Source organism: Nostoc piscinale CENA21 (assembly GCF_001298445.1).
In the GTDB taxonomy this organism is placed as follows: Bacteria; Cyanobacteriota; Cyanobacteriia; order Cyanobacteriales; family Nostocaceae; genus Nostoc_B; species Nostoc_B piscinale_A.
Genome location: NZ_CP012036.1, coordinates 6,374,188 through 6,399,336 on the forward strand (window position 1 = coordinate 6,374,188; position 25,149 = coordinate 6,399,336).

A 25,149-nucleotide genomic window follows, 5' to 3' on the forward strand; every position below is an offset into this window, starting at 1 on the left:
AACACCTCTGCTTTTTGAAAGTGCTGAGTTATGAGTAAACAGAATATTGCTCTTTCATACTTGATGAAGAAATCAGTTTCATCAGACTGCCTTGTCTACTTTATCCCACACTTAATGATTGTTGATAGCATCATCTGTAATGGGTAAGGAAATTACAAACTCTGTTCCCTGTCCTAAAACAGAATGAACTGCAATTTTACCACCATGTTTTTCTTCGACAATTTGTCTGGCGATCGCTAATCCCAGTCCTGTACCTTTCCCAACTCCTTTTGTCGTAAATAAATGGTCAAAGATGCGCGATTTGATCTCTTCGCTCATGCCTTGACCATTATCAGCAATGGAGATTGTAACATGCTGATTTTCAATGGCAGTTTTCACGATAATTTTGTGAAGATTGAGCTTGAGTTCTTCAAAACTTTTGCCAATACTTGATTCATCTAAAGCATCAATGGCATTAGCAAGAATATTCATAAATACCTGATTTAATTGTCCAGGAAAGCACAAGATTGGCTGTAAATTATCGTACTTGGTTACAACTAAAATTTCTGGTCGGTGCTGATTTGCTTTCAGGCGATGCTTAAGAATTAAAATTGTGCTATCAATGCCTTCATTAATATTAAATAGTACCTTATAATCTTGATCTGCACGAGAGAAAGTTCTTAAACTGGTGCTGATATTTTTCAATCTATCAGCAGCTATTACCATTGCATCAAGCATTTTTGGTAAGTCTTCTAAGCTATAGTCTAAGTCGATTTCTTTGGCATGAGCAAGAATTTCTGCGTCAGGATTTGGTAGAGCTTGTTGGTATAGTTTTAGGTGTTCGGTGATATCAGTTAAGGTGGGTTTAGCTTGTTCGAGGCTAACCGCAATAAAGCCGAGAGGATTGTTCATTTCATGGGCTACCCCAGCAACTAAGTTACCAAGTGCAGACATTTTCTCATGTTGGATCATTTGCAGTTGAGCTTGTTGCAGTTCTTGGAGAGCATTTTCTAGGGCTTGAGATTTTTGCTCAATGGCAGCTTCAGCAAGTTTGCGATCGCTAATATCAATGACAATCCCATCCCATACCATTTCACCATCCTCGTTAATTTCTGGTTGGGATGCAGCTTTTACCCACTTGATATTCCCATTTGGTGTAATAATGCGCCACTCATGTTGAAAGGTGGAGAGATTTTGTGCTGATTCCATAGTGGCGCGAAACGTCTCTGCTTGATCTTCGGGATGTTCAAAATCACGCAGGCTAAATTTCTCTGACATCAAATCCTTAGCAGCCACTTCGTAAAGGCTTTGACATCCAGAACTAACATAGGGTACTGAAGCTGAACCATCGGCTTTAATGCGGATTTGATAAATCATTCCCGGAATATTATCTGCAAGTTTCTGAAAGCGGTTTTCACTCAGGCGTAATTTTTCCAGGGATTGTTCTAACTGTTGGGCATAAATTTGAGAATCTTGATAAAGTCGGGCATTTTCCAGAGAAATCGCTGCCTGGGTACAAAGAAAGTTGAGAATTAGAATGCGATCGCTGGTAAATACATTACTGGTAGAGCGATTCTTTAAATACAAAATCCCAATTATCTGTCCTTGATTGATAATCGGTAAGCACAACAAACTTTTTGGTTGTCGTTCTTGTAAATACTCATCAATTACAGGTAAATTGGTCTTGAGTTCGTCAATCATCACCATTTCTTGAGTGTTTTTGACGTACTGAATCAACTTGAGTGGTAAGTTGGAGTTACCCTCTAAAGGTTCGGTACAAAGTTCTATGGTTGCTAGTGTAGCAATTGCCCTAACCAACCATTGGCCTTGACTATCAGGTAGGATTAAGGCACAGCGATCGCCCCCAGAATGTTGCAGAATAATTTGTGTTAATTGGTGCAGTAGTTCATCTAGTTGAATCGTGCCAGAGATCGCTTGAGAAGCTTTGAGGATAGCAGCAAAATCAAAGGTATTGATGTCAGTGCTAGAAGAACGACTCAAATGAGCAGAATTATCAATAGAGATCACGGGGCTGATACTGCTTGATAGTGTTTCCAGCATTTGTAATGGTTGTACTCTCTGCTGGAGAATAATATGCAGTAAATCAGGATAGCGATTTTCCAAATCTTGAGTTTTGGCTTTTGCACCCCAACGAGCGTAACAGTAGTATGCTTCCTGCATATAACTGGCTGCTACTTTTTGTCTACCCCAATTCAGGTAAAATTTAGCTGCGAGTTCATTGCTCAATGCTTCATCTTGCAGATAACCGTGAGTTTTAGCTTGGGCAATAGCTAAATCATAATATTCCATCGCTTCAGCCAGTTTACCAAGCACTCGATAGCGTTCTGCGGCTACAAGTTGCCAACGATGTTGATGATTGAATGGTGCATAAGTAGCCCAAGTTTGGAGTTTTTCTTGATGGGCATTAATTCGCTCTAAAATAACTGATTGTTCTTGGATATCAGCATCACTGTAGCGTGCCAGATGAATTAAAGCATCATAAAAAACTCCGATAACTGCAACGAAATAGCCAATGACTGCACCACTATACTGTTCTGCTAAGGCAGCTTGTTGGGAAGCAAGTTCATCTTCGCCAAACAAATAACAGAGAACGGCTTGATTAAGATAAAGATAGAATAACCCTGTATCATTGTTGACAGCTTGTAAACTGGGCAGAACTTCGGTGACATTGAAGACTTTCCCTTCTAAACGATAGGGAACTTCTGCTTGTCCTAATAAGTTGAGGACTGTTTGCTGATAACACTCTTGATACTTTAAGGTTGCTTCTTGTTTGACTTGGCTGATAACTTGCCGATAAGCCTTCATTTCCTGTGCCAAATCACTTAATTCTCGGCCACTCCAATAAGCATACTGACTATATGTCACTATGTTCATCGCCACATATACCCAATCTCCGGTGTCTAAGCCACTCTGATAAGCTTCTAAAAGAGATGGAATAATGCGATCTAAAGGTTCTTTCCAGTGGCGGATGAAAGTATTGATGATAAAATAAGCCCTGGTTTTAAATGCGTTAATTTGATGTTGTTCGAGTAATTTTAACGAAAGTTGCCCAAATTCATAGCCAGCATCAATATTTCCTATAAAACCACAGAGAATTAATCCATAGTCTGCATAGGAAAAAATAGCAATAGACGAATTCCCAAACTGGATAGACATCTGCACTTGTTTGAAGGTGATGAGTGGTAATAGTGCAGGTGCAACAATGTAAACAGACGACACCAGTTTAGTCATGATTTGCATGGCTGCTAGTTGATAGGGATCATTCATTACAGGCAAATCCGCTAAACTTAGGGGGGTGCTACCTATCCATAGTTGCTGTGTATATTGGGTTTCGGTGCTAATATCTGTTGTAGTTGGCTGTGCGGGAAATTCCACGCCAAGTAATTTCAATACTTGCAACCCAGTTTCAACCACTTCGGCAAATTTACCTTGCGATCGAAATGCCATCATTCGGACTTCATAGACTTTGATCGTATCCAGCAAAGAAGTAGCCGATTGCAACACCACCTCACCCCATGCTGGTAGCTTGTCAAAGTCTGTATTCAGGCAAGCCGCTTCTAAACGCTCGTTATGCAGATTTAGGGTTAATTGGTAATGTTCTCTCCAGGCATCGGCGGGAAGTAAGTCAATGCCTTGGGTGCAATATTTGACAGCAGCATTATAGGCTACACCTTTAGCTTTGCGCCCCGCCAGCAAATTCAGTTCGGCTAACTCTAGTTGTTTGTCGGGCTGAGTGATTAAATCAATGCCGATATTCAGGTGATTGACAATTTCAAAAATATATGTATCTATTTGAGTTGCAGGTGTATTCGCGTGCAGTAATTGACCGATCGCCAGATGGGTGACTTGTTTTTGGTCTTCGGGAATTAAAGAGTAAGCCGCTTGTTGGACGCGATCATGGAGAAAGCGATAAGCAACATTTTCGACATTGTTAGTCTGAGCTTCTTGCTCATCGCTGAGATAAAACTTATAAACTTGACTTTGGGGTAAAATCAATCCTTCCTGCAAAATCTGCCACAAAGCATCTGCTACTGTCTGGGGCGAGTGTTGGGAAACAACTGCCAAAGAGGTTAAATCAAAAGAGTTGCCAATACAAGCAGCTAACTTCAGGATATTTTGCGAATCAAGAGGCAATTTCTGTAACTGAGTAGCCATAAATTCCACTACATCATCAGTCACAGATAAGGCATTCACTTGAGCAAAATCACATTCCCAGTAACCTTGCTGGTGATCAAATGTGATTTGTTTATCTTCGTATAAAGCCTTGAGAAACTGGGTGATAAAAAAGGGATTGCCTTTGGTTTTACGATTGATTAATTCTGTTAAGGGAAGCGATCGCTCTGTTGGACAATGCAAAGTATCAGCAACTAACTGATTGGTATCACTCAAGGAAAGAGGAGCCAGAGTAATTGTATTCACCGCCTTACCTGCTTTCTTGAGTTCTTCCACTGTCAAGATAAATGGATGGGCGGCTGATACTTCATTATTTCGATAAGCACCCAACAACAGCAGATAATTTTCATCCTCCATCAACAGTTTAATTAACTGTAGCGAAGCTAAATCCGCCCACTGTAAATCATCGAGAAACATCACCAAGGGATGTTTGTTGGTGGTAAACACGGCAATAAACTTTTGAAACAGTAAATTAAACCGATTCTGCACCGCCGTTCCCGATAGTTCTGGTGCTGGCGGTTGTTTCCCAATCAATCGTTCTAATTCGGGAATTACCTCAATCAAAACTTGCCCGTTTTCTCCCACAACTTGCAAAATTTGATTGCGCCACTGTAGCAATTGTGCGTCTGATTCGGACAACAATTGTGATATTAAGTCACGTAAAGCTTGCACAAAAGCGGATAAGGGAATATTCCGGTTGAACTGGTCAAATTTACCTTTGATAAAATAACCTTGCTGACGGGTTATGGGCTTGTGAACTTCATTCACTACAGCCGTTTTACCAATCCCGGAAAATCCCGCCACTAGCATCATTTCTGATGTGCCACTAGCCACACGTTCAAATGCTTGTAATAAGGTGCTGACTTCTGCTTCTCTACCATACAATTTTTCGGGGATGAGGAAGCGATCGCACACATCCCGCCCACCAATTTTAAAATCAATAATTTGCCCTGTATTTTGAAGTTGAGTTAAGCAAAGTTCTAAATCATACTTTAATCCCAAAGCACTTTGATATCTATCTTCGGCATTTTTCGCCATTAATTTCAACACAATATCTGCTACTACTTGCGGAATTTCTTCCCTGTTCCCTATCAACGTTGGCATTTTCGCTAAATGACAATGTACCAACTCCATCGGCTCATCGCTATTAAATGGCAATTCTCTTGTCAATAATTCATAAAATGTCACACCCAAAGAATAAAAATCACTGCGATAATCTATACCGCGGTTCATCCTCCCTGTTTGTTCTGGGGAAATATAAGCTAAAGTTCCTTCTAAAATATTAAGACTTTTAATTTCTTGAGTTTCTTTTGGGAGTAATGAAGCAATACCAAAATCAATTAATTGAACTTGTTTTGTTTGGGGATGAATTAAAATATTTGCTGGTTTAATGTCTTTATGAATGACTCGATGTTGATGTAGCGCATCGAGAATACTTGTGAGTTGAATGGCAATACTAAAAAAATTCTATGAGCGAGATGTGAGTAGATGTGATGTATTCTCGTAAAGATATTTTTCCGGTATCTGGCATTACCAGAATATAACCGTTGTGATAAGTTAAGAGTGATAATGGCTGCACAATCCCCTGAATGTGGAGATTTTTGCTCATCGTATATTCGTTACGAAATTCTAGTAATTCATGAAAACTGGGGTATTCTGACGCTAACAGTTTAATGACTACTGGCAGATGATCTGACTGGCGAATAGCTTGATAGACGTGGGTTTTAGTACCAGCATAAAGTTGAGAGCAAATTTGGTATCCGGGAATTAGAGGAATACAAGTTAGAGTAGCCATATTACATGCCTCAAGGCATCAGTTATTGTTCGCGTCTAGAATTTAGTATTCCCATAAACTAGACTTTTGCTAACGATGTCAATAATTTTTCTGCTTTTCTAATTCATGATGTGAAATATGATAATAATGTGTAATTGATAATTTCTAGATACAGGTTTATCTAGCTTATCTTTAATTATAAATTTTGTCGTCAACCCACCGCTAATTATCTGTAATAGGTAGAGAAATTATAAACTCTGTGCCTTCTCCTAAAACAGAATTAACTGTGATTTTGCCGCCATGTTTTTCTTCCACAATTTGCCGAGCGATCGCTAGTCCTAATCCTGTACCTTTCCCGACTCCTTTTGTTGTAAACAAATAATCAAATATGTGGGATTTAATATCTTCACTGATGCCCTGACCATTATCAGCGATGGAGATTGTAACATGATAATTTTCGATTGCTGTTGTGACAATAATTTTATAAGGATTTAGTTTAATTTCTTCAAAACTGCGCCCGGCACTTGACTCATCTAAAGCATCGATCGCATTGGCGATAATATTCATAAATACTTGATTTAATTGCCCAGGAAAACATAGGATTGGTTGTAAATCATCATAATCTGTCACCACAATAATTTCTGGACGTTGGTCGTTAGCTTTCAGACGATGTTTGAGAATTAAAATTGTGCTATCAATGCCTTCATTAATATTAAACAGCACTTTATAAGTTTGATCGGCACGGGAAAAAGTTCTTAAACTGGTGCTAATACTTTTTAATCTCTCACAAGCTAACACCATTGCATCGAGCATTTTTGGTAGGTCTTCTAAGCTATAGTCTAAGTCAATTTCTTTGGCATGATTAAGAATTTCATCTTTAGGATTAGGGAGAGCTTGCTGATAGAATTTGAGGTGTGTAGTAATATCACTCAAGATGGGTTGAGCCTGTTGCAGACTAGCCGAAATAAAGCCAAGAGGATTATTCATTTCATGAGCTACACCTGCAACTAAGTTACCAAGTGCAGACATTTTTTTCTTGTTGCACCATTTGTAGTTGAGTTTGTTTTAGTTCGTGGAGAGCTTGTTCGAGTTCCTGTGATTTTTGCTCAATGGCGGCTTCAGCTTGTTTACGATCGCTAATATCTCGAATAATAGTAGACAGATATTCAACTTCATCGGCAGCATTTTTGTGAGCAATAATCACCTGAGAAACTGGAATTTCCTTACCCTGTAAGTCTAAAATTGCTGACTCACCACTCCAAGTTCCCTGACGGATAGCGATGGGTACGGCGACGCTCTGCATATATTGCATTGCTTGGGGTGGTGTCAGACTAGAAATATGAAATTCTGCCTTACTATCTTGGAACTGCCAAAATTTCTGTCCAGCAGGGTTAATATAAAGATTATTGCCGAAATTATCAGTAATGCCCACAATATCTGGGGTAGCATCAACAATTGCTAGTAGTTGTTGTTGCTCTTGTTCTGCACGTTTGCGTTCACGAAGTGCAGCTTGCTGTTCGCTAATATCAATGACAATCCCATCCCATACCATTTCACCATCTTCGCTAATTTCTGGTCGAGAAATGGCTTTTACCCATTTAACATTTCCATTGGGTGTAATAATCCGCCATTCATGTCGAAAGGTGGAGAGATTTTGTGCTGATTCCATAGCAGCGCGAAAATTATTGTCCCGATCTTCAGGATGTTCAAAATCACGCAGACTATATTTTCCTGACATTAAATCCTCAGCAGCTACTTCGTAAAGAGTTTGGCATCCAGAACTGACATAAGATATCGAAGATGAACCATCAGCTTGAATCCGAATTTGATAAATCAATCCGGGAATATTATCTGCAAGTTTCTGAAAGCGGTTTTCACTCAGGCGTAACTTTTCCAGCGATTGTTCTAACTGTTGAGCATAAATTTGGGAATCTTGATAAAGTCGGGCATTTTCCAGAGAAATCGCTGCTTGAGTACAAAGAAAGTTGAGAATTAGAATACGATCGCTAGTAAACACTCCACGAGTAGAGCGATTCTTTAAATATAAAATGCCAATTAAATTACCTTGATTGAGAATCGGTAAGCACAATAAACTTTTTGGCTGTCTTTCCTGTAAATATTCATCAATTACAGGTAAATCTGTTTGCAGTTCATCAATTACCACAATTTCTTGGGTATTTTTCACATATTGAATAAATTTGACAGGTAAATTGAGATTGTCTTCTAAAGGTTCACAAAAAAGTTCGGTGTTATCTGGTGTAGCAATTGCTCTTACTTGCCATTCTCCTTGACTATCAGGCAAAATTAAGGCGCAGCGATCGCCCCCAGAATGTTGCAAAATAATCTGAGTCAGTTGTTGCAGCAGTTCATCCAGTTGAATTGTGCTGGAGATAGCTTGAGAAGCTTTGAGAATCGTCGCAAAATCCAGGGCTATATTGATGTTGCTACTAGAAGAACGAGTTTGTTCTTTGGAACTATGAATCGAAATTTGAGGATTAACTTGTGTGGAGAATGTTTCCAGCACATTCAGGGATTGTACTTTCTGCTGGAGAATAGGTTGCAGTAAATGAGGGTAGCGGTTTTCTAAATCTTGGGTTTTGGCTTGGCTACCCCAGCGAGCGTAACAGTAGTATGCCTCCTGCATATAACCAGAGGCCACTTTCTCTTTACCCCAATGCAGGTAAAATTTGGCAGCCAGTTCATTGCTGAGTGCTGCTTCTTGTAAATAACCGTGAGTTTTCGCACCAGTAATGGCTAAATCGTAATGTGCCATTGCATCATAATTTTGACCTAAAACCCGCAATTTTTCTGCTGCTACAAGTGAAGAGCGATGTTGATGATTAAAGGGGGCTAAATTTGCCCAATTTTGGAGTTTTTCTTGATGACTATTGACTCGCTCAATAATCATCGATTGTTGTTCAGCATCCGCCATTTCATACTGCGTTAAATGAATTAAAGCATCATAGAAAACCCGCATAACTACCATGAAATAACCAATGCCAGCATCATGATACTGTTCTGCTATGGTTGCTTGTTCCGCAGCTTGTTCATATTTTCCAAACAGATAACAAAGAATAGCTTGAGATAAAGAAACATGAAATAACGCGACTCGATCATGGGTAGCTTGTAAATGAGGCAAAACCTGGGTTGCATTGAAGACTTCACCTGCCAACAAATAGGGGATTTCAGCCCTTCCCAATAAGTTCAGAATTGTTTGTTGGTAACACTCATGATATTTTAAAGTTGCTTCTTGCTTAACCTGGCTGATAACTTGCCGATAAGCCTCCATTTCCTCAGCCAAAGCACTTAATTCTCGACCATTCCAATAGCTGTACTGACTGTATGTCATTATGTTCAGTGCTACACATTCCCAGTCTCCGGTTTCCAGTCCATTTTGGTAGCCCTCCAGCAGAAATTGAATAGACTGACTCAAGGGTTCTTTCCAATGACGAATAAAGCTGTTGACAATAAAGTAAGCTCGGCTTTTGAAAGCGTTAATCTGGAATTTTTCGAGTAACTTTAATGATAATTGTCCAAATTCATACCCAGCATCCATATTTCCCATCACTCCACAGAGAATTAATCCGTAGTCTGCATAGGAAAAAACAGCAATAGAGGAATTACCAGACTGAATAGACATCTCAACTTGCTTGAAGATGAGTAGTGGTAAAAGCGGAGGTACAGCAATGTGGGCTGAAGGTACTAGTTTTGTTAATATCTGCATTGCTGCGAGCTGATGGGGGTCGTTCATCGCAGGCAAATTTTGCAAACTTAAGGGTGTGCGACCCTGCCAAAGTTTTTGTGTCTGTTGGGCAGCTGCGCCAATATCGTCTTTAGTCGGCTGTTCGGGAAATTCCACGCCAAGTAATTTCAACACTTGTAACCCAGTTTTTACCACTTCGGCAAATTTACCTTGAGAACGGAAAGCCATCATTCGGGTTTCATGGACTTTAATCGTGTCGAGCAAAGAAGTCGCAGATTGCAATATAATGTCACCCCAGGCTGCCAGCTTGTCAAAGTCTGTACTGAGACAAGCAGCTTCGAGACGCTGGTGATGCAGATTCAGGGTTAATTTGTAGTTTGTTGTCCAAGTATCAGTCGGGAGTAAATCAATGCCTTGAGTGAAGTAATTGACGGCGGCATTATAAGCGATCGCACCTTTAGCTTTGCATCCCGCAATGAAATTCAGTTGAGCTAACTTTAGTTGTTCATCAGGCTGAGTAATTAAATCAATCCCTTTATTCAAGTGATTGACAATTTCAAATATATGTCTATCTAGTTGAGTTTCTGATGTATTTGCGTACAGTAGTTGACCGATCGCCAGATGGGTGGCTTGTCTTTGATCGGCTGCAATTAGTTTATAGGCTGCTTGTTGAATGCGATCGTGCAGAAAGCGGTAAGTCAAATTTACAGAATGATCATCAATATTTTTCTGGGAATTAGTTTGTACTTCACTCTCTGTCTGAAAGAATTTGTAAGTTTGGCTAGTGGGTAAAATCAAACCCTCTTGTACAGCTTTCCATAACGCTGTCACCGCATCGGTGACAGACTGCTGAGAAACAATTGCTAAGGTTTTTAAATCAAAAGAGTTACCAATACAAGCAGCTAACTTTAAAACATTTTGTGTTGCTTGAGGTAATTTCTGTAATTGTTGAGCGACAAACTCCACGACATCATCAGTGAGCGATAGTGATTGAATTTGGGTAATATCACATTCCCAATAGCCTTGCTGATTATTAAATGTAATTTCCCCATCTTCATATAATTTCTTGAGAAATTGGGTGATGAAAAAGGGATTCCCTCTAGTTTTGCGTTCGATTAATTCTGTGAGGGGTTGCGATCGTGCAGCGACTTCTTTGGAGTCTCGCTCTGTCGGACAACGTAAAGTATCAGCTATTAACTGATTTACATCCTGCCTCGCTAAAGGTGTGAGGGTAATAGTATTAACTGTCTTACCAGCTTTCTTTAGTTCCTCCACAATCAACATTAACGGATGCACTGATGACATTTCATTATCTCGATAAGCCCCCAACAGCAACAGATAGTTTTTATCCTCCATCAATAGTTTAATTAATTGCAAAGAAGCCAAATCTGCCCATTGTAAATCATCCAAAAATATCACCAAAGGATGCTCTGATGTGGTGAAGACAGCAATAAACTTCTGAAACAACAAATTAAAGCGATTTTGTGCCGCAGTTCCTGATAATTCTGGTGCAGGTGGTTGTTTCCCAATCAATCGTTCTAATTCGGGAATTACCTCAATTAAAACTTGACCATTTTCTCCCACAACTTCTAAAATCTGGCTCCGCCACTGTGCCAGTTTTGCATCTGATTCTGATAATAATTGCCCCATCAAATCACGCAAAGCTTGGACAAAGGCAGAGAAGGGAATATTTCGGTTAAATTGGTCAAACTTTCCTTTGATAAAATAACCTTTTTGACGGGTAATTGGCTTATGAACTTCGTTAATAACAGCCGTTTTCCCAATTCCCGAAAATCCTGCCACCAACATCATTTCTGATGTGCCACTAGCTACACGTTCAAATGCTTGTAATAATGTGCTGACTTCTGCTTCTCTACCATATAATTTTTCGGGAATGAGGAAGCGATCGCACACATCCTGCTCACCAATTTTAAAATCAATAATTTGCCCTGTATCTTGGAGTTGTGTTAAACAAAGTTCTAAATCATACTTTAATCCCAAAGCACTTTGATATCTATCTTCGGCATTTTTCGCCATTAATTTCAACAAAATATCTGCTACTACTTGTGGAATTTCTTTCCTGTTCCCTATCAACGTTGGCATTTTTGCTAAATGGCAATGTACCAACTCCATCGGCTCATCGCTATTAAATGGCAATTCTCCTGTCAATAATTCATAAAATGTCACACCCAGAGAATAAAAATCGCTGCGGTAGTCTATACCGCGGTTCATCCTCCCTGTTTGTTCTGGGGAAATATAAGCTAAAGTTCCTTCTAAAATATTAAGGCTTTTAATTTCTTGAGTTTCTTTTGGGAGTAATGAAGCAATACTAAAATCAATTAATTGAACTTGTTTTGTTTGCGGGTGAATTAAAATATTTGCTGGTTTAATATCTTTATGAATCACGCGATTTTGATGTAATTCATAGAGACTAGTACTTAATTGAATAGCAATATGCAAGAATTCTGCTAGAGATAAAGTATTGCTTTGAATATATTCTCGTAATGATATTCCTCCGGTATCTGCCATCACGAGAATATAACCGTTGTTATATGTTTCTAAAGATAATGGCTGAATAATCCCAGCAATGTTGAGATTTTTGCTAATGGTGTATTGATTGCGGAGTTTGAGTAATTCTTGAAAGGTAGGATATTCTGAAGTTAATAACTTGATGACGACTGGAAGTTGATCTGATTCGCGGATAGCTCGATATACAATCGTTCGGAAGCCAGCATATAGTTGTGAGCTAATTTCATATCCGGGAATGATGGGGGCTTTAACTGTCGCCATCTAAACGTACCTCATAGCACAAGTTGGTTTTTGCTGTTCATCAACAAGCAGTGCAGAGCTTGTCTCGACTTTTTTAGTATTCCCACCAACCAGATATTGATTAACGGTATGCACAGAGATGATTTACACACAAAAGATAGTTTCAAAAGTCCAGGTTTGGGTTAAGGGGTATAGGTGGACAAAAACCATACACCCCTAAACCCATACACCCTCACACCCTTCGTAAAATTGACAACATCAACCAGGAGGCCAAGCCATTGGTCTTCCGCCTAAAATATGCAAATGTAAATGGAAGACAGTTTGACCAGCATCAGCATCGGTATTGATGACAACGCGATAACCATTGGTTAAACCAGCTTCGGTGGCTACACGCTTGGCGGTTAATAACAGATGTCCCAATAAAGCTGCATCTTCAGTTTCGGCCTCAGTTAATTTCGCTATGGGTTTTTTGGGAATGACGAGGATATGAACTGGCGCTTGGGGGTTAACATCTGTAAATGCTAAGGCTAATTCATCCTCATAAACGATATTGGCTGGAATTTCCCGCCGGATAATCTTACTAAAAATTGTGTCTTGATTCGTCATTGGTGATTATGTTATTTGTCATTTGCCAATTGTTAATGATAAGACGGACGCATGACTAATGACTAAGGACTAAAATAATGCTTGCTAGAGTCTGGAGTGCATCAATTGTTGGCATCGATGCTGTAAAAGTGGGGGTGGAAGTTGATGTCTCAGGCGGATTGCCAAGCATTATTGTTTTGGGCTTGCCAGATAGCGCAGTTCAGGAATCAAAGGAAAGGGTAAAGGCTACTTTAAAAAATGCTGGTTTTGCCTTTCCGATGCGGAAAATTGTGATTAATCTTACCCCCGCAGATTTACGCAAGGAAGGCCCTTGTTTTGATTTGCCGATTAGTGTGGGTATTTTAGCGGCTTCTGAGCAAATTAATGCTGATTTATTAGGAGATTATTTATTCTTGGGTGAGGTTTCCCTGGATGGAAGTCTGCGCCCTGTGGCTGGGGTTTTACCCATTGCTGCGACTGCTAAAAAAATGGGAATTGCAGGTTTAGTTGTGCCTGCTGATAATGCCCAAGAGGCGGCTGTAGTAGAAGGATTAGCTGTTTATGGTTGTAAAAGTATATCGGAAGTAGTTGATTTATTAAATAATCCTGGACGTTATCAACCTGTGCAGATCAATAATGTCGCAGATATGGTACAAGTATCTTATGCGATCGCCGATCTGCACGATGTCAAAGGACAAGCTCATGGACGGCGGGCTTTAGAAATTGCGGCGGCTGGCGGGCATAATCTGATATTTGTCGGGCCTCCAGGAAGCGGGAAAACGATGTTAGCCAGACGCTTGTCAGGAATTTTGCCACCCTTGGAATTTTCGGAAGCCTTGGAAGTAACGCGGATTCATTCTGTCGCTGGATTATTAAAAAATCGTGGTTCTTTAGTGCGCGATCGCCCTTTTCGCAGTCCCCACCATTCCGCATCCGGCCCTTCTTTGGTTGGTGGCGGTAGTTTTCCCCGTCCTGGTGAAATATCTTTATCTCACAGAGGTATATTATTTCTGGACAGCTTGACGACATAAAAACAGAAAATCTGTACAGATTTTCTGTATAATTAGATGTTGTAACAATTAATCCTATGAGTGGAATAGCATTGTCAGCACTTGAAGAAGAGGTGCTGATATACATTTCAGGAAAGCGCGTTTACGGGTTACAGGTTATAGACGCGATCGCTTCCTTGAGTGAGGGGAAAAGGCCGGGCGTAGCAGGTACTTATTACCCAATCTTTTCGAGACTAGAAGAAAGAGGACTATTGAAGAGTGCTTGGGGAGACTCGGATATTGCCGCTAGGCGCAAGTATTACGAGATTACAAAACAAGGTATAGAGGCATTGCAGGAGAAAGACGCATATAGAAGGAGGCTTGCAAGTGAATGCAGCGAAGCCTAGAGATTGTAGTGTAAGCCGTCAGGTACTAACTAGAGATAGAGGTATTTGTCAGTGCTGTGGGTATGTTGAAAATCCGGAAGTACACCACATCCAGCCAGTTATTTATGGTGGAATGGCAACGCCAAATAACCTAATAACACTTTGTGCAGAGTGCCATAAATTTGCCCCAGATAAACCCGAACATTTCCTTGCTTATCAAAAATCAGGTGGCGCTAGGTGGCAGAGATTTGCAGGGTATTTATTAATGCAAGAAGCGGAATTTAGTCCAAAAACCACCGCCGAGGAAATAAAAAAAGCAGTTACACAGTTTAGGCTATCAACCTTTGAGAATAACTACAAAGAACGTGAATTAGTCTCAAAGAGTCCAAGGCTTAGTAGAACAGCCTGGCTAAAAGAAAATATTTTGGCGTTGTTAAACCAAGACGCAGAGAAATGGTTGACTAGAGCAGAGATTTTTAATTACCTAACCAAATTAGAAAGTGGCGAAAGTATTAACGCAGGCACTTTTTCTATGGTTTTATACCAAATGCACGTCGATGGACGCATAGAAAAAAGCACAATCACCAAGCGAAATCCCACAAAAACATTAGCTATATACAAGGCACTAAATGGCTAAAACTATAGGCTACGCAAGGGTTTCAAGCCGCGAGCAAGCACTAGATTCTCATGCCTTAGAACAACAAAAAGAGCGATTAAAATTAGCTGGTGCAGAAGAAATATATGTTGACGTTGAGTCAGGGTACAAAGGGCGAAAGCGATCGCAGTTAGAACAAGTAATGAACCTAGTGCGATCGCGCCAAGTCTCAGAAGTGATTGTTACTAGGATTGACAGACTATCCCGCAAGGGCAAGCAATCGTTTGCTTTATTTGATGATTTCTTGGAAGCTGGCGTTACTTTGAGGGCGTTGGATGAGCCGTTTGACTTATCAAGCCCATCGGGTAAATTTGCGGCGGGGATGCTGGCGGTTTTAGCACAGCATCATTCAGATCAGAAATCGCAAGCGGTAAAACATGGGTGGCAGCATCTTCGTAACCGCAAGGTGGCCATGAATCCGCCTTTCGGTTACTGCAAGGTTGACGATGGATACAGGTTAGATTATCAGCCGTTTTTGTGTCTGCTATCCAATAAAGAAGAGCGATCGCGGGGTGAAGTTGCGATTGAGATTATTAAGGCATTTTTCGAGGGGCGATCGCTCCGGTCATGCTTGAGGATTATTAATGAGCGATACGGCATTCAGACTTTTGCTCACCACCACAAAACAGGCGGGTTACTGACCAGGGGACTATTTAGGTTTAGTGCTGGGGGGTTAAGAAATTGGCTAACGTCGCCCGTGCTTCGGGGGCATACTTGCTATCTACGAAATAGGGGTAAGGCAAGCGCAGATATTCACTACAATACTCACCCAGACCAAGCAATTCTCACTGAATTACAACTGCAAGAAATTGAGCAGATGCTTACCCATAACCGACAGGTGCGGGGCTATGGGCAGAAAGGGCAGAAATACCCCTTGTCTGGTCTGGTGTTTTGTGGTGAGTGCCGCAGTTCTTGTTATAGCTGTAAAGGTAGTAGGGGCAAGAATCAACCAGGATACAACTATTATTTCCAGTGCAAAAATTGGCGGGTTCGCAGCTGCAATCAAAAAAAAAGTAGTGGCGATGCACAAAATTGAAGATGCTGTGATTGCGGAATTAGTGAAAGCAGCTTCTAAGATTGCTGATTTGGCTCAAGAACCAGAGATTGAGATTGAGTCGATTGAGGTTAGGGAGTTAAGGCAGCAGTTGAGCGGGTTGTCTTTACTGGGGAGTAATCCAGCAATCGAGAAGGCCAAAAAAGATATTGAAAATCAAATTGAGGGGTTGAAAATTCAACAAAAAACCCACAATAGCAAGTCAGAAGGGAATAGAGACTTGCTATTGTGGGCGTTTTCTGATGCTAGTTGTTGGCGTGATACGGAGAACGAACAAAAAATAGTCGTCTATAAAAGTTTAGTCGAAAGAATCGTAATTAGGGATGGGGTGGTTGAGTCAATTACTTTGAAGGTTTAGCACTGCGACTAAATCCCTGCCTCCTCGCAAATCTTTGACTCGCTCATCTTGGGCCACAACAGATGCAGCAGACGCGATCGCTTGCAGTCGCTTTAATTCTTCTTGAGTTTTACGGTTGAGGTGGGCGATCGCTATTTCGTTTAATACTTGTTGAATACTCATACGTCATCCCCGTCAAAATCGTTTGGAACTTCAAATTCGCCCTTAGCTAAACCAAGTAATCGTTGCCACTTTGTTTCCGTGTCGTGTCCATCCCACTTCCTTGTGTAGGGAGGAAGAAAGCTAAATAAAGGTAATTCGCTACTGTGGATGTGAAAGCTTACTTGACCGTTAGGCGTGTCAATAAAGATGATGTTTCGCCATTCTTCGGATTCGCTGTCATCCTGTCCAATCCCTACTGTTAAGCCAGAAGTAAAGGCTAGTCGGCAGTAAGCGGCGAGCATTTTATTACGCTCTGAATAAGCTAGGTTTTTCGCAACATTCGCTACTTTGGCTTTGTATGCGTCTAGAGTTTCTAGATTGGAGGTGATGCCGATACTGCCTTGACTCATTTTGAGTCGGTATTGAGAGATCGCGCCAAGTTCATCATTTGACTGAATATGCACAGCATCACCTTGGCACCAGTAGCCACCATTACCGTGCATTGCTTTTATTTGTTCAGAGGTTAATGTCATAGCTGTTAGGGTCTTAGGTTTTGCTTCCCCTATCTCGTACCAAGAAGACAGGGTTTTCTTTGCTGTAGCGACCGCTTCTTCTTCGCTATCTCTATGCAATCCATGAACAGGAGAGTCGTCCTCAAAAATTGTTATTGAGTAACCGAGATCAGGAAACCTTTCACTAGGCGATCGCACCTCTGCTTTGTATCTACCAAGTTCAAATAATTTTGTTAATTGCTTCATTCAAATCCTCCCAAACTTCCTAAAATCAGGCAGCGGATTACCATCCAAACAGTGCCAAAAGTGTAGAACTTCGGCAATGTTGACGTATTCTTCTTGAGGTGGAAAGTATTGGATATAGGGCAAGTTGCCAAAAAATAGCCTGCATATTTTTTGAGCTTCATAATAATCAGGAATGGTTCGCTTTTTACCCTGCTGCTTTTTAGAAATAGATATATGCAGCCATAATTTATCGTCATTCTCCAAACAAAGGGTGTAACCGACCAAGAACCTAGGCGCTGAAAAACCAGATTCCAGCGATCCTTCCCACCAAGAACCAATATCTGTTTTTTGTTCAAGCTTCCACCTGTCTGGAAGCTGAGGGAGTGGTAGTTTTTCGCCGTATCCACGTTGCTGATAAGTATTGAGCGAGGCGATCGCCAAGCGTTCACAATCTTTTACTAGTTGAGAAATACTCATACGTCATCCCCGTCAAAATCTTTTGGAACTTCAAATTCACCCTTAGCCAATCCAGAGGGTCGAATCTTTACAAACCTCGCCACGTCATCCTTGGGAGTTAAAAAGTTATTTAATTCCCGCGCCCAACTATACAAAACATCTTCAGGTGGGTGGTAAATTACGTGCGGTGCAGCGATCGCGGCATTCCTAGAATCAACAAGGGTATTGCCAAATTCATGCCTGTAAATACACCAGATTTCTTCTGTTTCTGAATCTTTGACAAAATCAGAACGAAATTCAGATCCTGAATCTGGTATCCACACGCTATTGGATACACACATAATTTGATATTTACCACCTTTGAAATGCTGGTAAAACTCACCTTCTTTTGGCTGGTTTGGGATACCTAAATAAGAGGGCGATCGCTCCCATACTTCTATAGAGCCTAATTGCGGATCTTGCTCTAAATGTGGGACAAAATTGCGTTTAGCTAAGTAATTAGCCATTCTCTCCAAGGGAGTAGAAACGGCTACACGCAAACCCATGATTTCAATCGCTTTGATCAACTCAGATAAATTGCCTTGATTGGGCTGTTTTGATATCAGAAAAGAAAATACAATCCTTCCGTTGTTTCGCCACAGCCAACCACCGAATCTATCTGAAGTAAACCCAATAGTTTGAGCAAATTCACTACTGGGGTGAATGATTTCATTCATACCGCCTCCAGTGGATGAGGGAATTTTAATAGGGGATGATTAACAGTCAACCCGATTGGGGTTGGTGTCGGTAGTGAAATAAATATTTTTCTTACATGCACTCTCCTAGTTTGCACTTTCCCCGTGCGCTCAAGTCTGCGAACTGTTTGCAAAATAAAACTAGGATGGTAAGGCAGCAGAGAGCGTAAATGATTTAATTCAATCTCTTTGTAATCGCCAACTATTTTGAGTATTTCTTGGATTGCAAAACCGCGCTTAATTTCAACACCTTTGTTTTCATGCTCGTTAACAATATGGCGGATTGTTTGTCGTTTAAAGCCAGTAACTTTTACCATGTGCTTTATAAATTCGGCTTTTGGTTTTTGGGTGATTTTCATCTGCTCTAGTACGAACTCTTTCAAATTATTGGAGCGATCGCTTGAAGATAGAATATGAAAGCCTTTCTGTTTCAAAACATCAAGATAGTGGACAACTGTGTGTTTATTTATCCCCAATTCGTGTGATGTTTTGGCAGCGTAATTAAGGTTAATCAGGGAGCGCCAAGTATTAGTAGATTGGTAAATTAGGTACTCAATTTCTGTTAGCGTTATTCCATTGACGGTAAAAGTTTTGGGTGAGTACCCACACTTTAGTCCCTTCTCTTTTAACCTACAGGCGATCGCTTTGACTTTTTTGTAGTCAAGTCCAAGGGATTGAGCAGTTAGTACTACGAAGTTTGGTTTATGCTGCAAAGATTCAATTGTTTTATAGATACGCCACTCCAAAAATGTAAGAAGAGTTGAGCGCATTTGATTGATGCAGTTTTGGCAGACTTTTCTATTATCTGTTGGATGCCTTGCTGCTAGTTTCCCAATTTCTAGGCAACTGGAGCATTTAATTAGTTCATCTGAGTCTGCTTTTATTAGGATAATCATATTTAGTCTCTGCTTAAATATGGTTCAATAGCATCTTTGTCAACTGCGCAATAAGTAATTTCGTCGGGGCGATCGCTCTGCCATCTGATTGATTCTTGGCATCCTGGTAGATCGAACGATGCACAAATTGAATCTCTGTACGGCCAAACACTTAGATTGGTTGAGACTGAAAACTTCTTAAGTAGATACTCCTTGGTTTCGACGATACGCTGCACTCTGGCTTTGTATTTGTTGTGGCATCTGTGACTGCAAAAAAGGATTTTCTCTAGTACGACTACATCCATCGGCTTATCTTCGTCGTAGTCCCAAGCTTCGCTATCAACTTTCTTAAAGCATTCATAACACTCAAACCACCAGCCATCTTTTAGCAGATCGGAGACAGGAACATAACCTTGATGGGCATAGCAATCATACTTGGGTTCGCGCTTAACCTCCCATTCTTCTCTGTCAACACTGAACACTTCTCTTAATGTTAAAAACTGAATTCGTGCTTCATCTTCGTTGCTTAACATGTAAGCCTGTGACTCAAGAAAATTTGGTTTAAACAATCGCTTTTTCATTTCAATTCCCACTCCTGGCGTGCTTTTTCGTATGCTTCTATGGTTAAAAAATCGTCGGGGTCGGGCGGTTCAATTCTGGGGTCAAAAAATATAGTTGCTTGCCCAGATTCCTCAATCAATCTTGGCGTATCGCCAAAGTGTTCAGGGTTCCATCTATCGGCATCTGCAAGCTCTCCCCATTCTTGCTCTTCAAATCCATTCGCAAAATTAGAGCAATCAAACATTTCCATGAGCGTGTAATTGTCGCGGATAGGAAATTCAATACTCAAGCTACTTCCTCCTTTGGGACTAGTAAAGCCTCCACTTTCGCTTTTAGAGTGTCACCAATCCATTCCAAATCAGAGCGATCGCCCGTCTCTTCAATGTAATTAGCTAGTAGTTGCGGCACTGATTCAATTAATGCTTTTTGGGTTTTAGTTCGGGCAAATACACATATTTCACGCCACACTTCGACATCGCCTTGACAGACTTCTTTGATTTGATGCCAAGTTGTTTTCTTGTTGAGTTTTGATATAAATTCTTCTGCTTTGCGTTGTGGCTCTAGTTCTGGATTTGGGGTGACAAGTTCTAATTCGCCGGGGGTAAAGTGGAAGTAAAACTCATCATTCACCCAACATGAAATTTGTTCTCCAATTTCTTTGATTGTGGCGAATTTGTCCTTGTGTTTACCCTTGATGATTCTGACTTGATCGCCTTCTTTGAACTGAATTTCATTCTCTGATTCTATTTTGGTGAGTTCGCTTGCATTAAACTGAAATTCTCCATTCAGTAACTTTACAACTGGATTGCCATAAACAAAGGTAGTTACAACCCCTTCACCTTTTTGAGTTTGAACACGTTCCCCTTCGGGGTTGCCGCAGGCATCGCCTATTACAAATTTTGGTTCTGATTTAAATTGTGCCTCTAGCTCTTGAATGCTATTGAGTAGGCGATCGCGCTCTTGCTTGAGTTCACCTTGAGAGATTAGCAATTGCCCAGACTTAATAAAAGCTTCGTCTCGTTCTTTAAGTAATTCATCGCGTTCCTGCTTCAACGCCTCAACCTCAGCAGAAGCATTACTCAACTGATACTGCAAACTTTTATTTTCTTGTTCTGCTAACATCAATTTCGCTGCAAGTTCGACTGAATTAGTTGTCATTTCTCCTACATTCGTGCCAGTGACAAGGAAGTAAAGGCGATTCGCCCAATCAGTTATTACTTGCTGTTTAACGCCCAATTCAAGCATTAATTGAGCTTGTGATGCCACCTGTTCTTTCAATTGATTAGCGTTGGTTTGGCAATCCTGATATTTAGCTAATTGCGTTTGTAGTTGAGCGATCTGTTGCGTGATAACATCAACTTGAGGGAAGCTAAAATCATCCATGTGTGAGCAGCTATGAGCAACCGGCTCACTGATTACTGACAAATGTTTAATCCCTTCACTATCTCGTTCCCAGTTGTAAGTTATTTCAGTACCGTCTTCATGCCATTGGACAGTGAAGCCAAAACCAAGGTCAGCTTTAATTGTTCCGATTTCGCCATAGTAATCGGTGATGCAAACACCTGGCTTGATATCTTTTTTAGTAATAGTTGAGCGCATAACGGGTTCCTTTTTTTTTAATTTTTGATTCAAAAGCAATTTGTTTTACAATCGCTTCAGCTTCTTGTTGGCTGATTGCGTGGTCAGGGTTTTTGTAGAAGCCAATAATTTCAGATTGTGGGCGCACGATTAATTGCTGAGTGGTTGCGCGTTTATCCCAAACCATGCAAGAAATTGTCATGTTGTCTGTGGCCCAGCGTTTGCCGCTTTTATCTTTGCGGAAACAATAACGGGGGAACGTCAGTACTAGCGAAGGTGGATGATCCTTGAGGAAGTCAGCGCGATCGCTGCAAGGCTCCAAAAAACTAGTCAATAAAAATGCGACTACGCCAACCCGCGCTTTTTGATAAGCATTTTTGATGATCGGTGCGGCATTTTCGGCATAAGGTGGATTCGTGATAATCCAGTCGGTATTGGGAAAAAGCGCCCAAGATTCAGCCAATGTTGCGTCTAGGTGGTAATCAGATTGCTTATTGGGGTCAATGTCATTTGTCCAAATGTGCGTGCTGTGTGGCCACGATCGGAGAAGTGACGCGATGCCTCCGGCAACGGCAGAGCCGAACGCACCTCCACCAACGCAAGGTTCACCAATCACGCCAGATATCGGGACATGGCGTAGTAGTTCAGTTGTGAACCATGAGGGGGACTCGTAGAAATCCAGGCGATGTCTTTCAGTGGGCGAGAATTCTATTGGTTGCTTCCATCCTGGGGGCGCTTGATATAAAGGCGAGTCCCTGAGTGTAGCAAACTCAGCTTTTACCCACGCTAAATTGTGTCGCCAGTATGGAAAGGTCGCCCCGGCGCGATTGGTGTCTTTCCACAGAGCATTAGCAATAGGTGATCGCCCATCAGTAGAAAGTGAGATGCCGTGTTGATCGCATAGCCACAGCAAGGATTGTAGGGGTGGAAGTGGAAAGCCGTCTTTAGGCTTGTACCAAGTGCAACCAAAGATGTGAACTTTGGTAATTCCGGCTTTGGCGATCATCGGAATCACCAAATTGATAGTTTCCCAAAAAATGGGCAGACTTTTCGAGAATCTCCCCAAAAAACACCAACCGCCAAGCCCAATCACGTCACCGGGGCGACAGTATTGCAAAACTTGCTCAACACATCTGGCATATTGCTGTGCATCAACGCCTTGACAACTTTGGACAAGGGTATAACCTTCGAGTCGATGGCGTTGGCTATCTAAATATTTAGCAGCATTGACCGTCTCGGCGACGGCTAATTCGCCTTCTTCGACAGACCATCTTTGTTTGATTCGCTTTCCATGCAGGTGTTTTTCGTCTATCAAAAGATCGTAACTGACTATGTGAATCTTCTTAAACTTTGGAAGCGAGGCAACTACGTTTAACTGCCTTTCTAAGGATTTTTCAAAAGTTACACGACGATCTGCTTGCACTTCAGGATAAGCACCAGAGTCGATCAAAACTGTACACTCAGCAAAATTCAGGTGTTTGCAATCAGGAATAATTTCTTTGATCTCGTACTTTTTGGTTTTTTTATTTTTGTTTGATCTGACTCCGCACAATTCTATATGTCCAGCAATGTTGTTGGCTTCCGATTCTCGCTGTCCCGTTTGGTTTATGTGCGAGTAGGTGTTTGCTTGAGCGTTGACAAAGCAGGTTAGATCGGGTTGTAGTTGAGAGCTTCGCAGTCCATATGCTTCATACAAATACTCGACTAGGTAAGAGTAGAAACGGGATGTAACTTCTTGTTCGCCAATCAGTTGAGTAGCGATAGCTTCCACGTCAACAAAGCTCGCAGATAACTGAGTAATTCTCTGTTTTTCCTCAGCGATGTGCGTTCCGCCCCGCTTCGCTACCGCGCTTTCTGTATCTGTTAGTTGCAACATCGGCTTTAACCCCAATAAAATATCTGCCACCTCCCTTGGAATAATCCCGTTACCCAGCATCTTGATGCGCTGCGTCTGGGAGACTTGGATCTCGTTTCCATTACTGTCAATTCCCACTGCTGTACTGCCCGCTTCCCACCCCATCAGCTTCTCGGCTTCAGTGGCATTTATAGGGCGTTCATAATAAGCCTCGCCTTGATACTCACGCACTTTGTACGCGCCGCTACCACCTTGGTGATTGCCTGTTTTGGCGGGCGATCGCAGTGTAGGCGCTTCCTCTTCGTATAAGCGATCGCCATCGTTGGCACGGTAGAGGATAGCAAAAGAACTATCGCCGCTTGATTTTTTAGTATTTGTAGTAGATAACCATCCAGCAGGCACGATAGTAGGCGCTTCATCTACTGGTTTAACGCCATCCTGGTAAACCTTGATCGGGATAGCTTCACTAAGCAATTCCTGTAAAGACTTCTTTTCTGGCTTGGGCGCGATCGCCTTCACTTCCCCGGTGATAGCCCACGATGAAAATCCGCTCTCGATTTTGGGGGACATGGCGGTTCCCGTTCCTAAGCTGCCAGGTGCAGCAATACCCCAAATCTGTAAACGCTTGGATGACTTTCGGGAAGGTAGCGCCTTTGTCTGCGCTAAGTAATCCATCGACGTTTTCAAACAAGAATGCAGGTGGAAGCTGGACGCGAATGAATCGGAGTCCTTCAAAAAACAATTTTCCGCGAGTCCCATCAATTCCGGCTCGTTTACCAGCCACGGAAAAGTCTGGACAAGGGCTTCCCCAAATTGTGATGTCTGGGGTTGGGAGGGTAAGGATGAATTCGTCAGGGATATCTTGTATGTCTTGCTCAATGAGGTTAACGTCTGGAAATCGCTTTCTGTAGACTGAGGCGGCGTACTTATCATTTTCAACCCCCCAGATTGGTTTATATCCTGCGGCGATCGCGCCTTCGGTGTCCCCGCCGCCGCCTGCGAATATGTGTCCTGATGTAAGTTCTCCCATTCCTCCCAAGCTCTGTTAAATTCCTCAATAGATGCGAAGTCGTCTGGTTCGGGCGGTTCGCCAGATGTGTCATAAAAAATACTTATTTGCCCGTCGCTTTCAATCTGGCGGGGAATTTCGCCAAAGTGCGCGGGGTTCCATGTGTCAGTTGTTTGCATCGCGCCACTCTTCAAGACTTATTCCGTACAGTTGTTTAAATCGGTTTTCCAGGACTCGTTGCCACTGGTCGTAAGTATCTTGGCTTGGTGGCTTCAAATGCTTGGCTGGTTCATCCTCAAATGGCTGGGTTTCTATCCTTGCTAGGAGTTCCTTGAAGTCGGCTGTAAAGATGAAAACTTGGTTGATGCCGCGATCGCAGTACTCAGGCTCTTCTAGTTTTTGCCAAATCAAGGCGAAAGCCCACTGTATCTCTAGTTTGCTATGGCGCAGTCTGGGGACTTGCAGAGTTAGGGTATCTATCAACTCTTCGCTATCACTGTCGCCACCAAGGGGGCGGTGCTTCAGTTCGCAGCAGAAGGAGCGGAGTTTTACTTTTGCCTTTTTATTTTTTACTTTCATGCCTTCTCCCACGCATAACTGAGCAAATGTAATTATTTCCATGTCTGCCACGACTGCGAACTAAAGGCGCAAGACAGATTGGGCAGAGCATTTGGTTTCTGGCTTGTGTATAGGATAGGTAGCGGATCGCAGCGTGCGGATCGTATTGCGCGATCGCCTCGTATTGTTTCTTTTGCCC

Annotated in this window: 20 protein-coding genes and 1 pseudogene; 5 read left to right on the forward strand and 16 right to left on the reverse strand. The window is 41.6% G+C overall.

What is annotated here, in order from left to right; genetic code table 11:
- Window positions 1-111 precede the first annotated feature (111 nt).
- The 5 genes from ACX27_RS27360 to ACX27_RS27370 all read right to left on the reverse strand — a co-directional run bounded on the left by ACX27_RS27360 (window position 112) and on the right by ACX27_RS27370 (window position 13,025).
- Window positions 112-5,628 (reverse strand): trifunctional serine/threonine-protein kinase/ATP-binding protein/sensor histidine kinase, encoded by a 5,517-nt coding sequence (locus ACX27_RS27360; RefSeq protein ID WP_418006845.1) that lies wholly within the window; start codon window positions 5,626-5,628, stop codon window positions 112-114.
- A 1-nt stretch (window position 5,629) separates the two neighbouring features.
- Entirely contained in the window at window positions 5,630-5,968 is a 339-nt protein-coding gene (locus ACX27_RS35890) for a protein kinase (protein ID WP_418006459.1), read from the reverse strand.
- Between the two features lie 201 nt (window positions 5,969-6,169).
- The gene (locus ACX27_RS35895; protein WP_418006460.1) at window positions 6,170-6,976 is read right to left on the reverse strand and encodes a sensor histidine kinase; all 807 of its coding nucleotides are present in this window, start codon (window positions 6,974-6,976) and stop codon (window positions 6,170-6,172) included.
- Window positions 6,960-12,440 carry an AAA family ATPase gene (locus ACX27_RS27365; RefSeq protein ID WP_418006461.1) on the reverse strand — a complete coding sequence of 1,827 codons (5,481 nt, stop codon included), beginning with the start codon at window positions 12,438-12,440 and terminating at the stop codon, window positions 6,960-6,962. The genes ACX27_RS35895 and ACX27_RS27365 overlap by 17 nt, the downstream gene beginning before the upstream one ends.
- A 237-nt stretch (window positions 12,441-12,677) precedes the next feature.
- Window positions 12,678-13,025 (reverse strand): histidine triad nucleotide-binding protein, encoded by a 348-nt coding sequence (locus ACX27_RS27370; protein ID WP_062297140.1) that lies wholly within the window; start codon window positions 13,023-13,025, stop codon window positions 12,678-12,680.
- A 77-nt stretch (window positions 13,026-13,102) separates the two neighbouring features.
- Between ACX27_RS27370 and ACX27_RS27375 the strand changes: the two are divergent.
- The 5 genes and pseudogenes from ACX27_RS27375 to ACX27_RS27395 all read left to right on the forward strand — a co-directional run.
- Window positions 13,103-14,029: pseudogene (locus ACX27_RS27375) on the forward strand (YifB family Mg chelatase-like AAA ATPase); the annotation flags it as partial.
- Window positions 14,030-14,091: 62 nt separating this feature from the next.
- Window positions 14,092-14,400, forward strand: coding sequence for a PadR family transcriptional regulator (locus ACX27_RS27380; protein WP_062297143.1), 309 nt, complete (start codon window positions 14,092-14,094; stop codon window positions 14,398-14,400).
- A complete protein-coding gene (locus tag ACX27_RS27385; RefSeq protein ID WP_158507428.1) occupies window positions 14,381-15,016 on the forward strand; it encodes an HNH endonuclease in 636 nt (211 codons plus the stop codon). Before ACX27_RS27380 ends, ACX27_RS27385 begins: the two co-directional genes overlap by 20 nt.
- Window positions 15,009-16,070, forward strand: a complete 1,062-nt coding sequence (locus ACX27_RS27390) for a recombinase family protein (RefSeq protein ID WP_062297147.1) — start codon at window positions 15,009-15,011, stop codon at window positions 16,068-16,070. The genes ACX27_RS27385 and ACX27_RS27390 overlap by 8 nt, the downstream gene beginning before the upstream one ends.
- Window positions 16,057-16,446, forward strand: a complete 390-nt coding sequence (locus tag ACX27_RS27395) for a hypothetical protein (RefSeq protein WP_062297149.1) — start codon at window positions 16,057-16,059, stop codon at window positions 16,444-16,446. The genes ACX27_RS27390 and ACX27_RS27395 overlap by 14 nt, the downstream gene beginning before the upstream one ends.
- On the opposite strand, the gene ACX27_RS27400 is transcribed toward ACX27_RS27395, so the two are convergent.
- The 11 genes from ACX27_RS27400 to ACX27_RS27450 all read right to left on the reverse strand — a co-directional run bounded on the left by ACX27_RS27400 (window position 16,426) and on the right by ACX27_RS27450 (window position 25,013).
- The gene (locus ACX27_RS27400; protein WP_062297151.1) at window positions 16,426-16,608 is read right to left on the reverse strand and encodes a hypothetical protein; all 183 of its coding nucleotides are present in this window, start codon (window positions 16,606-16,608) and stop codon (window positions 16,426-16,428) included. The genes ACX27_RS27395 and ACX27_RS27400 overlap by 21 nt on opposite strands.
- The gene (locus ACX27_RS27405; RefSeq protein ID WP_062297153.1) at window positions 16,605-17,345 is read right to left on the reverse strand and encodes a WDGH domain-containing protein; all 741 of its coding nucleotides are present in this window, start codon (window positions 17,343-17,345) and stop codon (window positions 16,605-16,607) included. The genes ACX27_RS27400 and ACX27_RS27405 overlap by 4 nt, the downstream gene beginning before the upstream one ends.
- Window positions 17,346-17,801, reverse strand: a complete 456-nt coding sequence (locus tag ACX27_RS27410) for a DUF7694 domain-containing protein (RefSeq protein WP_062297154.1) — start codon at window positions 17,799-17,801, stop codon at window positions 17,346-17,348. It abuts the gene before it with no gap.
- Window positions 17,798-18,496 carry a hypothetical protein gene (locus ACX27_RS27415; RefSeq protein WP_062297157.1) on the reverse strand — a complete coding sequence of 233 codons (699 nt, stop codon included), beginning with the start codon at window positions 18,494-18,496 and terminating at the stop codon, window positions 17,798-17,800. The genes ACX27_RS27410 and ACX27_RS27415 overlap by 4 nt, the downstream gene beginning before the upstream one ends.
- Window positions 18,493-19,410: a hypothetical protein gene (locus ACX27_RS27420; RefSeq protein ID WP_062297159.1), complete on the reverse strand. Its 918-nt coding sequence runs from the start codon at window positions 19,408-19,410 to the stop codon at window positions 18,493-18,495. Before ACX27_RS27420 ends, ACX27_RS27415 begins: the two co-directional genes overlap by 4 nt.
- Window positions 19,411-19,412: 2 nt before the next feature.
- Window positions 19,413-19,970: a hypothetical protein gene (locus tag ACX27_RS27425; RefSeq protein WP_062297161.1), complete on the reverse strand. Its 558-nt coding sequence runs from the start codon at window positions 19,968-19,970 to the stop codon at window positions 19,413-19,415.
- Window positions 19,967-20,239 (reverse strand): hypothetical protein, encoded by a 273-nt coding sequence (locus ACX27_RS27430; protein WP_062297163.1) that lies wholly within the window; start codon window positions 20,237-20,239, stop codon window positions 19,967-19,969. Before ACX27_RS27430 ends, ACX27_RS27425 begins: the two co-directional genes overlap by 4 nt.
- A complete protein-coding gene (locus ACX27_RS27435) occupies window positions 20,236-21,549 on the reverse strand; it encodes a KOW motif-containing protein (protein WP_062297165.1) in 1,314 nt (437 codons plus the stop codon). The genes ACX27_RS27430 and ACX27_RS27435 overlap by 4 nt, the downstream gene beginning before the upstream one ends.
- Window positions 21,530-23,785: a hypothetical protein gene (locus tag ACX27_RS34485; protein ID WP_235526397.1), complete on the reverse strand. Its 2,256-nt coding sequence runs from the start codon at window positions 23,783-23,785 to the stop codon at window positions 21,530-21,532. The genes ACX27_RS27435 and ACX27_RS34485 overlap by 20 nt, the downstream gene beginning before the upstream one ends.
- A 64-nt stretch (window positions 23,786-23,849) precedes the next feature.
- The gene (locus ACX27_RS27445) at window positions 23,850-24,413 is read right to left on the reverse strand and encodes a DNA cytosine methyltransferase (RefSeq protein WP_062297167.1); all 564 of its coding nucleotides are present in this window, start codon (window positions 24,411-24,413) and stop codon (window positions 23,850-23,852) included.
- Window positions 24,414-24,557: 144 nt separating this feature from the next.
- The gene (locus ACX27_RS27450; protein ID WP_062297169.1) at window positions 24,558-25,013 is read right to left on the reverse strand and encodes a hypothetical protein; all 456 of its coding nucleotides are present in this window, start codon (window positions 25,011-25,013) and stop codon (window positions 24,558-24,560) included.
- Window positions 25,014-25,149: the final 136 nt, after the last annotated feature.